This is a genomic window from Faecousia sp. (assembly GCF_048519415.1).
Lineage (GTDB): Bacteria > Bacillota > Clostridia > Oscillospirales > Oscillospiraceae > JAZOXB01.
The window spans coordinates 1-10,094 of the sequence record NZ_DBFZUT010000005.1; the positions used below are offsets into that span (position 1 = coordinate 1).

Annotated in this window: 9 protein-coding genes; 7 read left to right on the plus strand and 2 right to left on the minus strand. The window is 61.8% G+C overall.

Annotation, left to right across the window (positions count from 1 at the left end; genetic code table 11):
- Positions 1-249: 249 nt before the first annotated feature.
- On the plus strand, positions 250-3,855 hold the full coding sequence (locus ACMKFF_RS00650; protein WP_419495722.1) for a leucine-rich repeat protein: 3,606 nt from the start codon (positions 250-252) through the stop codon (positions 3,853-3,855).
- 205 nt (positions 3,856-4,060) lie between these two features.
- On the opposite strand, the gene ACMKFF_RS00655 is transcribed toward ACMKFF_RS00650, so the two are convergent.
- Both ACMKFF_RS00655 and ACMKFF_RS00660 read right to left on the minus strand, forming a co-directional pair.
- Positions 4,061-4,270, minus strand: a complete 210-nt coding sequence (locus ACMKFF_RS00655; RefSeq protein WP_349135726.1) for a hypothetical protein — start codon at positions 4,268-4,270, stop codon at positions 4,061-4,063.
- Positions 4,271-4,293: 23 nt separating this feature from the next.
- On the minus strand, positions 4,294-5,286 hold the full coding sequence (locus ACMKFF_RS00660) for a hypothetical protein (protein ID WP_419495723.1): 993 nt from the start codon (positions 5,284-5,286) through the stop codon (positions 4,294-4,296).
- A gap of 81 nt (positions 5,287-5,367) precedes the next feature.
- Here ACMKFF_RS00660 and ACMKFF_RS00665 point away from each other — a divergent pair, with 81 nt between their 5' ends.
- The 6 genes from ACMKFF_RS00665 to era all read left to right on the plus strand — a co-directional run bounded on the left by ACMKFF_RS00665 (position 5,368) and on the right by era (position 9,912).
- Positions 5,368-5,628 carry a YabP/YqfC family sporulation protein gene (locus ACMKFF_RS00665; protein ID WP_349135723.1) on the plus strand — a complete coding sequence of 87 codons (261 nt, stop codon included), beginning with the start codon at positions 5,368-5,370 and terminating at the stop codon, positions 5,626-5,628.
- Between the two features lies 1 nt (position 5,629).
- On the plus strand, positions 5,630-6,808 hold the full coding sequence (locus tag ACMKFF_RS00670) for a sporulation protein YqfD (RefSeq protein ID WP_419495724.1): 1,179 nt from the start codon (positions 5,630-5,632) through the stop codon (positions 6,806-6,808).
- A gap of 15 nt (positions 6,809-6,823) precedes the next feature.
- Complete coding sequence (locus tag ACMKFF_RS00675; protein ID WP_419495725.1) at positions 6,824-7,825, plus strand: PhoH family protein; 1,002 nt, start codon at positions 6,824-6,826, stop codon at positions 7,823-7,825.
- A complete protein-coding gene (gene ybeY / locus ACMKFF_RS00680; RefSeq protein ID WP_349135488.1) occupies positions 7,822-8,316 on the plus strand; it encodes an rRNA maturation RNase YbeY in 495 nt (164 codons plus the stop codon). The genes ACMKFF_RS00675 and ybeY overlap by 4 nt, the downstream gene beginning before the upstream one ends.
- Complete coding sequence (locus ACMKFF_RS00685; RefSeq protein WP_419495726.1) at positions 8,313-8,861, plus strand: N-acetyltransferase family protein; 549 nt, start codon at positions 8,313-8,315, stop codon at positions 8,859-8,861. The genes ybeY and ACMKFF_RS00685 overlap by 4 nt, the downstream gene beginning before the upstream one ends.
- 166 nt (positions 8,862-9,027) lie before the next feature.
- On the plus strand, positions 9,028-9,912 hold the full coding sequence (gene era / locus ACMKFF_RS00690; RefSeq protein ID WP_419495727.1) for a GTPase Era: 885 nt from the start codon (positions 9,028-9,030) through the stop codon (positions 9,910-9,912).
- Positions 9,913-10,094: the final 182 nt, after the last annotated feature.

A 10,094-nucleotide genomic window follows, 5' to 3' on the forward strand; every position in this document is an offset into this window, starting at 1 on the left:
CGGGCGGAACCCCTCCCGTCAGATACCTACCCTGTGTAGTCCCTTGTAAACTGTACTTTTCCGAAATGTCAATGACAAAAATGAAAGACTTTTCAAAAACGGTGACGACTATGATATAGTAAAAAAGAATCAGACCATCGAACTATCGAAGAACCTAACCGAGCCAAAATTCCGGCAGGACCTTTTCGACCGGTTGCTTTCGGATTACCGGTCAGGAACGAAAATCATGCAGAAAGGATCTGTAGAATCATGAAACGGATTATTTTGTCCCTGCTGCTCACCCTGTCCCTGACGCTTTCCCTGCTTCCGGCGGTGAATGCGGCGGGCATCCCCGGCGAGGAAAAGTTGCCCGGCGAGGCGGGCTACGGCTTTACCTACGCATTCGTCTCACCAACGACCATTGAGATCACCGCCTATTACGGCTACGAGGCGGAGGTCACCGTCCCCTCGACCATCGACGGCTATACCGTCGTGGGCATCCAAAGCTTCCACAACGAGGAGGGCTACAGCAACCCCAATATCTTTGTCCGCAAGGTTGTCCTGCCCGAAACGGTGACGTACATCGCAGACGGTGCATTCTACGATGGCGACGACTGGTCAGCGAAGACCCACTTTGAGCTGCGCGAGATCGTCCTGCCGCAGAGCCTGAAAACCATCGGCAAAAATGCGTTTTACCACAACTACTACCTGCAAAAGATCGACATTCCCGCCGGCGTGACGGAGATTGGCGGAGGCGCGTTTGCCTCCTGCTCGAATCTCAACGAGATCACCATCCGCGGCGAGAACACCCTCCTGCATGGCGGCGCGTTCGGCGAGAAGAGCGGCTACAGCGTCGGCGCCTTTGCCGGAAAGCTCAGAGAGCTGCACCAGCAGTGGCTGTATGACGACAGCGCCTCGGACTTCTTCATCTGGCAGGGGCAGCTCTTGGACTACAGGGGCACGAGCAAGATGCCCGTCATCCCTGACACCGTGAAGGTCATCGGCGCGTCGGCGTTCTGGCGGTCGGACATCACCGGCGTGACCATTCCGTCGAGCGTCAAGCGGATCGGCGCGTCGGCGTTCTATGAGTGCGCCTCCCTGACCTCCGTGGAGATCCCCGGCAGCGTTGAGCGCATTGACAACAACGCCTTCTGCGACTGCACCGGCATGACCTCCGTCAAGCTGAACAAGGGGCTGAAGGTCATCGGCGAGGGCGGCTTCAACGACTGTGATGGGCTGACGCGCCTCGTCCTGCCCGAGGGGCTGACTACGCTGGAGGAGCGGGCGTTTTACGACTGCGAGAATATCGAGCGCTTCACCTTCCCCAAGTCGCTGACCGATATGGAAGACTCCAGCATCTACACCTCGAAGTGGTATGAGGGGCTTGCCGACGGCACGGAGCTGTACTGCGGCAGCGTGTTCCTCGGCTGCAAGGGGCAAAAATATCCCTCCAAGCTGACCGTCCGTCCCGGCACAAAAATGGTGCGCATCGAGCAGGACGATCTGGACGGCGTGAACGAGCTGATCCTGCCCGACGGGCTGGAATCGCTCAGTATCACGGAAGGCGGCGGCAGCATCACCAAGCTTACCGTTCCGGAGAGCGTCCATTACATCAATCTCCGCAAATTTGCCCATCTGACCGACCTCAAGCTGCCGACGACGGCGGTTCTGGAGGAGAGCTGCTTTTCCGGCTGTTACCAGATCAAGAATCTGACCATCCCGAAGGGCAATACGACGCTGAAGGGCCTTAGCGTCGGCAGGACGGCGCACGTGGTTCTGCCCGACGACGTGCTCGAGGTGCGCGGCCCGATCTCCAACGGCGACCCCTACAACAACAAGGACCGCAACTCCAACCTCAAGTCGATCGACCTGAAGAACGTCCGCATTCTGACGGGCGGCGCGCTCAGCGACTGCGTTGCGCTCGAAAGCGTGACGCTGCCGGATTCACTCATCACGCTTGGCGACGGTGTATTCAGCGGCTGTGCGCAGCTGCGCTCGATTAAGGGCGGCAAAAACGTCCGTCAGATCGGCGACGGCTGCTTCTCCGGCTGCGCCGCGCTGACCGACTTCGGCGAGCTGGAAAAGAACGTGACCCACGTCGGTTCTTGGGCCTTCCAGAACTGCGGCTGGTTCCACGATCAGCCAAACGGCGTGGTTTATTTCGGCAAGGCCGCCTATGCCTACAAGGGCTCGATGGCGGAGGGCACCGTCCTGAGCCTCAAGGACGGCACGGTTTCCGTCACCTATGAGTTCCTCGCGGGTCAGACAGAGCTGAACCCCACCTTCGACCAGCCGAATCTCGCGGGGCTGATCCTCCCGCAGAGCTGCAAATATGTGGATGACTACGCCTTCGCCGGTGCGAAGAATATGAAGTTCATCGACCTCGGCGGCGTGCAGTACATCGGCAGGGAGGCATTCAACAACAGCGCCTGCGAGAGCATCGTCCTGCCGGATTCCGTGCGCTTTGTCGGCAGCAACGCCTTCTCCGCGCCGAGCATCAAGGCAATCCATCTGAATGACGGCCTGCGCGTGCTGGACGAGGGCGCGTTCTTCACCTATGGCAAGGGCAAGGGCGTTACCATCCCTGCCAGCGTCGCCTACATTGGCCATCAGGCGTTCGGATATTGCCCGGTCGACCCGGACAACGAGTTCGCGGGGCTGACCAAGATTGACGGCTTCGTCATCCGCGGCGCGGCGGGGACGGCTGCGCAGACCTACGCCGTGGACAATGAATTCACCTTCGAAACGGGCGCCTGCACCGCCCATCAGCCCGTGACGGAAACGGTCGCGCCGACCTGCCGCACCGGCGGCTTTACGCGCACGGTCTGCGCCGTCTGCGGCGCCGTGACCGCGTCGGCAAATACCGCACCCATCGCGCATAAGCCCGTCGCCAACGACCCGATCGAGGCCACCTGCACCCGTCCGGGCTATACCGGCGGCACGCACTGCGCCTTCTGCGGCCTGACCCTGACCCAGCCGACGCAGACCCCCGCGCTGTGGCACGACGAGGTCGTTGCCACGGAGGAATACGAGTATTCTGCGTATTACGGCATGATCCGCCACTACTGCCGCCGCTGCGAGCTGAAGTGGTATGAGACCGACGGCGGCAGCGGGCACGTCCACGACTATACCTACCGCACCGACACCGTCTATCCGACCTGCATCAACGCGGGCTACACCGAGCACTTCTGCGCCTGCGGCGAGAGCTACCGTGATGGCTATATTCCTGCGCTGGGGCACGATTATGTCAATGGTGTCTGCTCACGCTGCGGGAACACCGAGGGCAGCTGTGACGGCGGCGCAAGCTGTCCCTCCAAGCCTTATCACGACGTGGACACCGGACGCTGGTACCACGAGGGCATCGACTATGCCATTGCGCACGGCCTGATGAACGGCGTCGGCAACGGCATGTTTGAGCCGGAGAGCAGCATGACGCGCGCCATGCTCGTCACGGTGCTCTGGCGCTACGCCGGAAGCCCGGCCGGATGGGAGAATCCCTTCACAGACGTGCCAAACGGAAGCTGGTTCACGCAGGCCGTGGCTTGGGCAGCCGAAAACGGCATCGTGAACGGCATCGGCAACCATAAATTTGAGCCGGACAGCAATATCACCCGGGAACAGATGGCGGCGATTCTGTTCCGCTATGCAGCGATGTCCGGATTTGATACCTCAGCGCGTGGAAATCTGGATCAGTATCCCGATCGGGGCGATGTCAGCGGCTATGCCGTGGAGCCTCTCTCCTGGGCAGTTGCCGAGGGTCTGATAAAGGGGACCGACAATGGGAATGGCATTCTCCTCGATCCGCAGGGCAATGCCACCCGCGCTCAGGTCGCAACGATCATCATGCGGTTTATTCGTACCGCAGCAGGCAAGTAAAAAGACTGCCATGAATCACGAGGCCAAAAACATCGACCTAAAGTCTTGCAGAAAAAGCGTAAAAGAAACGGTCCGAGCGTCCTTTCCTGTGCAATTCTTACCAGATAGAACGAAGCAGGTCCTCCCGATATGGGAAGGACCTGCTTCAGCTTGCTTCTAAAAGTCCCTTCAGGATTTTTCGCCAAGCGATATACCTATATTATATTTACAGGGAAAAATCCAGCTCGTCATATTCGGAAAAATCCTTTGGCTTGCGGCGCTTCGGCACGCGTTTGAGCGGATCGTATTTGAACTTCCGGCAGTGGTGGCAGGCAGCGACAAAGCCGCGCTTGGCGCAGAGATACGTTTCGTCGTCGAGCTTCCCGGCGTAGACACAGTAGGAGCAGAATCGGTCGATCTTTTTTCGGAACAGCATGCGGGCCACCTCCTTTTTTGCTATTATACCGCAGCGTGGCGCAAATTTCCAGCCCGAATTTTTCGCAGCAGGGGAGCCAGCAGTGCGCAAGCGGTCAACGCTCCGGCAGACAGCAGCGCGGCAGGAGACGGCGCAAAGCAGGCGAGGGCCAGCACGGCCGAGAGCAGGCCATGCAGCAGCTTTGCGGAAAAGTAACCGTGCGGACGAAGCCCCGCCGCCTGCCAGAGGCTCATGGCCTGAAAATGGACGCATAGTCCGCCCCAACCCATCAGAAGGGCGCAGGCGGCTTCTGCACCGGGGCCGGAGAGCAGCAGGATGCCGCTGGAAAGCTCGAGCGCGCCGCAGGCCAGCGCCTCGGCCAGCCGGTTTGGCAGCAGGGCCGTCAGCCCGGCGGCGCGCAGCACGGCGAGTATCGACGAAAAAAAGACGATGAGCCCGCTGACCTGCAGCAGGGCGGCGCAGCTTCCCTGCACGGCTTCCGGCAGCAGGGAAGACGGAACAGGCTTCTCCCGGCGCGCCGTCCGCAGGGCGGCCGGGGGAGCGGAGCCGGGCAGGAGAAGGCCCGTCAGCAGGGCGGAAAGCGCATGCAGGCCGTAGAGAATCAGCCCACGGCGCACGTCACCGAGCACGGTAGTTCCGATGAGTCCGGCAAAAAAGCCCGGCCCGGAATTGTTGCAGAAGCACAGGGCGCGCTCGGCCTCTGCCTTTGAAAGTGCACGGGCGCGGTACAGCTCCGTCACGGCGGCCGCCCCGGCGGGATAGCCGCCGAGCAGGCCGGTCAGCAGGGCCGGCAGGCACGCGGCGCGGACGCCGAACAGGGCACGGAACAGACGGTCCGCCCGCCGCCCCGGCGTGGGCAGCGGAAGGGCAGTCAGCATGCGGGAGACGACGAAAAACGGCAGCAGCGCGGGAATGACGCGCACTGCGCAGGCGCGAAGGCCCTGCAGCGCGCCGGACGCGGCGGCCTGCGGCGCGAGCAGAAGCCCGGCGGCCGCCAGAAGCAGCACAAGCAGCACAGAAGATCACCTCACCGGAATATATTGCCGGAGCCGGAAAGGAATGCGGAAAGCGAGCATAGAATGTCTCCGGGTGATCGAATGAAACGGGGAAAAAATCTGGCGCAGCGCCTGACGCTGCCGCAGGAGGTCGTGTCGCAGGGGCCGCTGGCCGAGCTGCACGGCAATACAAGCGTCTGCATCGAAAATCACGGAGGCATTCTGGAATACACGGACACCCGCGTCTGTATCGCGGTGCAGCGCGGTACGCTGACCGTCAGCGGCTGCGGGCTGCGCATTCTGCGCATGACGCAGCGGCGCGTGGAGATCGGCGGGACGATCCGCTGCGTAGAGGTGTCCTGAGATGAGCCGGCTGATCCGCTATCTGCGTGGTAACGTCCGCTTCCGCCTGACCGGCGCCGCGCCGGAGCAGTGTCTGAACGCCCTTGCGGCTGCGCGGCTGGAATTCTGGGACATCGAGCGCGAGGATGCGCTGCACCTGTCGCTCTGTGTTCCTGCGCGTGAGGCAGAGCGCCTGCAGGGGCTGGCGCTGCGCTGCCTGTGCACGGCGGAGATGACGGAGCGCTCCGGCCTGCGGGCGCAGTTCGGCGGTCTTCTGCGGCGGCCCGTCCTGCTGCTGGGGCTGCTGGCGGCGGCCGCGGCAACGTTCGTGCTGCAGGAATTCGTCTGGACGATCGAGGTCGAGGGAAATGACAGGCTCCCGGCCGGGCAGATCGTGCAGGCGCTTGAGGAGCTCGGCATCGCGCCGGGAACATGGGGGCCGTCCATCGATTCGCCCGAGACGCGCAACCGGATGCTGCTGCGCATGCCGGAGCTGGCGTGGCTCGCCGTGAACCGCTCCGGCGGGCGGGTGCAGGTGCTCGTGACGGAGCGGCAGCAGCCGCCGGACACGCGCGCTCCCTACGCCGTGGCCAATGTGGTGGCCGCGCGGGACGGCGTGCTCACGGAGGTCTCCGTAACGGAGGGCATGCGGCTGTGCGCCGTCGGCGATACCGTCCGGCAGGGGCAGCTGCTCGTCTCCGGATATGAGGACTACGGCCTGTTCATCCGCCCGGTGTGCGCCTCGGCCGAGATCTATGCCAGGACGTGGCATACTGGGACCGTCGTCACGCCCGCTGAGCGGCTGGAAAAGCGCTATACCGGCCGGGAGTGGAAGCAGGTCACGCTCATCGTCGGGAAAAAAAGAATAAAATTATGGGGAAACAGTAGCATTTCCCAGCAGGATTGTGATAAAATGATCGTGGAAAAGGCTGTCCGGACCTCCGGCTATGCGTATCCGCTGCGGCTGGAGACGGCGATCCTGCGGGAATATGTGCTGGAGCCTGTCCCCGCGACGCAGGCACAGACGGAAAAGCTGCTGCAGGAGGCGTGGCGGCGCGCCGTGCAGGCGCAGATGCTCGCGGGCAGGATCGATGCCACACAGGAGAGCCTGCTGATGCAGGGCGGCCTGTGCATCCTGCAGGCGCAGAGCGACTGCACGGAGCTGATTTCCCGCACGCTGCCGCTGGAGGCGGCGGACTGACAAAGGAGAATCCCCATGAGCGAACGAATCATCAATGCCGAACGCATCGAGCAGATCATCAATGTGTTCGGCTCGTTTGACGAAAACATCAAGCGCATCGAGCAGACCTACGGCGTGAAGATCACGAACCGCGGCACGGAGCTGAAGATCTCGGGCGAGGACGAGGCGGCGGACCGCGCAGGCCGCGCCATCGAGGGCCTGCTCCTGCTGGCCGCAAAGGGCGAGACGATCGACGAGCAGAAGGTGCGCTATCTGATTGACCTTGTTTCCAGCGGGAACGAGGACAAGATCGGTGAAATGGCGAAGGACGTTGTCTGTATCACGGCCAAGGGCCGTCCTGTCAAGGCAAAGACCCTTGGACAGCAGCGCTATATGAAGGCCATTTCGAAAAATACCATCACGATCGGCGTCGGTCCGGCCGGTACCGGCAAGACATACCTCGCCGTGGCGGCGGCCGTGGCGGCCTTCCGCGAGAAGGCGGTCAACCGCATCATTCTGACGCGCCCCGCCGTAGAGGCGGGCGAACGGCTCGGGTTCCTGCCCGGCGACCTGCAGAACAAGGTCGATCCGTATCTCCGTCCGCTGTATGACGCGCTTTACGATATGCTCGGCGCGGAGACGTATCAGAAATATCTCGAGCGCGGCAACATCGAGGTCGCGCCGCTGGCCTATATGCGCGGCCGCACGCTCGACGACAGCTTCATCATCCTCGACGAGGCGCAGAACACGACGCGCGAGCAGATGAAAATGTTCCTGACGCGACTGGGCTTCGGCTCGAAGATCGTCATCACCGGCGACATTACGCAGATCGATCTGCCCTCCGACAAGGTCAGTGGTCTGAAGGACGCCGTGCGCATTCTGGACAACGTACCGGATATCGCCATCTGCCGCCTGACGGCCAGCGACGTCGTGCGCCACGCCCTGGTGCAGCGCATCATCGCGGCCTATGAGACGGCGGAGCACAGTGCGAAGAGCGGCCTGCCGGGGCAGAAAAAAGTATACAGGAGAAAGCCATGAAGCATCAGATCATTGTGCGCTATTCCAACCGCGCAGACCGCAGCCTGCCGCTGACGCTGCACCTGCGCAAGTGCATCGCCGCTGCGCTGGAGGCCGAGCATGTGAACGTTCCCTGCGAGATCAACGTGCTCGTCACGGATGACGCGGGCATCCGCGCCATCAACCGCGCCATGCGGAACATTGACCGCGAGACAGATGTGCTGTCTTTTCCGATGTTCCAGTTCACGCCGGGGCAGTTCCCGGAGGACGTGCAGGAGGACATCGATCCGCAGACCGGTCTGCTGCCGCTGGGCGATATGGCTATCTCGCTCGAGCGTGCGCGGGATCAGGCCAAGCGCTTCGGCAATTCGCTCCGCCGCGAGACGGGCTATCTGACGATCCACTCCATCCTGCACCTGCTGGGCTATGACCACATGGACGAGGGCGAAATGAAGCGCCAGATGCGCACGCGCGAGGAGATCATCGCCGGGCAGCTCGGTCTGCAGCGATGAGCGTCGAATTCCGCCGCGCCAGCCCGGAGGACGCGCGCCTGCTGGCCGAAACGCGCCGCCGCGCGTGGGATACGACCTACCGCGGCATCTATCCCGATGCCATGATCGACGAATATGACCTCGAGGCCCATACGGCGCGCGACGCTGCCCGCATCGCCGACCCGGCGAATGCGGTGTTCCTTGCCATGGACGGGGCGGAATGCGTGGGCTATTTTACATACGGACCGTACACCTACGGACGCTATAAGGACTTTGCACTCTGCCTCAACTCGCTGTATTTTCTGCCGGGCTACCGGCGGATGGGTCTCGGCAGGCGCGCCTTTGCGCAGCTGACCGAATTCTGCCGCGAGCGCGGCATTCAGAAGTTTTTCTGCGGCTGCAACTGCCACAATCTGCCCGCGCAGGCATTTTACCGCGCCATGGGCGGCGTGGTCGGCGCAGTGCACGGCGGCCATGCGGACCGGACCGAGGATCAAATGTATTTTGAATTTCAGACTGTCAAAAAACCTGCCCAGCCGAAGGTTTCGGAGGGAAGGATCGTGTGAAAGGAAACCGTCAGGGTGTCCTTTCGCGTTCCATCACCCGCCGCAGCGGCAGAATTGCAAAATCATGCTACAAAATTTGATTTTGCAATTCTGAAAGCAGCTTGGCGGAAATGTCCGAAAGGACATTTTTACAAGCTGATTTTGAATTTACCATAGGAGAAAAACCATGAGCCAGAAATCTGCCATGATCACGATCGTGGGGCGGCCGAACGTCGGTAAATCGACGCTCATCAACCACCTCGTTGGCGAAAAGATCGCCATTGTTTCCCATAAGCCGCAGACGACGCGCAACCGCATCTGCGGCATCGTCACGCATGATGACACGCAGCTCGTGTTCGTCGACACGCCGGGCTTCCATAAGCCGCGCACGCGCCTCGGCGACTATATGAACAATGTCGTGCACGACTCCGTCACCGACGTGGATGCCGCGCTGCTGCTCGTCGAGCCCATCGCGCACATCGGCCCGCAGGAGGAAGAGCTGCTCGGCCAGCTCCGCGCCGCGCATGCGCCGGTCATCCTTGTTATCAACAAGATCGACACGGTCGAGAAGGAGAATCTGCTTGCCGTCATCGCGGCCTATGCCGCAAAGTTCGAGTTTGATGCCGTCGTTCCGGTGTCCGCGAAGTTCGGCGACGGTATCCCTGACCTGCTGCGGGAGTGCGCCCGCCACGCGGCCGACAGCCCGTTCCTGTTCCCGGATGATATGACGACGGACCAGCCGGAGCGGCAGGTCATGGCGGAGATCATCCGCGAAAAGCTGCTGTGGAATCTCGAGCGTGAAATTCCGCACGGCACGGCCGTTGAGATCACGAAATTTTCGGAGCGCGACAGCGGCGTCATTGACATCGACGCGACGATCTACTGCGAGAAGGCCAGCCACAAGGGCATCATCATCGGCAAGAACGGCTCCATGCTGAAAAAGATCAGCACGGAGGCGCGCGAGGACTGCGAGCGCTTTATGGGCACGAAGGTCTTTTTGCAGACGTGGGTCAAGGTCAAGGAGAACTGGCGCGACAGTCAGACCATGATCCGCAACTTCGGCTACGAATAATTGCGTGAAGCAGGCTTATCCTAAGGATAGCCCGTTTGCAAAACGGAGCACCGATGACAGGAGGCCTGCTGCATGACGAGAGAACAGCTTTGGAGCATATTTTGGGAGACGGGCGCACCGGAGGCGTGGCTGCTGTATCGGCAGGAGCCGGCGCGCGGCGAGGCCTCGGCGGGGCGGTGAGC

Excerpts from the sequence above, each read along its gene's own strand:
- ACMKFF_RS00650 (WP_419495722.1), top strand. The coding sequence starts at position 250 with ATGAAACGGATTATTTTGTCCCTGCTGCTCACCCTGTCCCTGACGCTT.
- ACMKFF_RS00655 (WP_349135726.1), bottom strand. The coding sequence starts at position 4,270 with ATGCTGTTCCGAAAAAAGATCGACCGATTCTGCTCCTACTGTGTCTAC.
- ACMKFF_RS00665 (WP_349135723.1), top strand. The coding sequence starts at position 5,368 with ATGAAACGGGGAAAAAATCTGGCGCAGCGCCTGACGCTGCCGCAGGAG.
- ACMKFF_RS00670 (WP_419495724.1), top strand. The coding sequence starts at position 5,630 with ATGAGCCGGCTGATCCGCTATCTGCGTGGTAACGTCCGCTTCCGCCTG.
- ACMKFF_RS00675 (WP_419495725.1), top strand. The coding sequence starts at position 6,824 with ATGAGCGAACGAATCATCAATGCCGAACGCATCGAGCAGATCATCAAT.
- ybeY (WP_349135488.1), top strand. The coding sequence starts at position 7,822 with ATGAAGCATCAGATCATTGTGCGCTATTCCAACCGCGCAGACCGCAGC.
- ACMKFF_RS00685 (WP_419495726.1), top strand. The coding sequence starts at position 8,313 with ATGAGCGTCGAATTCCGCCGCGCCAGCCCGGAGGACGCGCGCCTGCTG.
- era (WP_419495727.1), top strand. The coding sequence starts at position 9,028 with ATGAGCCAGAAATCTGCCATGATCACGATCGTGGGGCGGCCGAACGTC.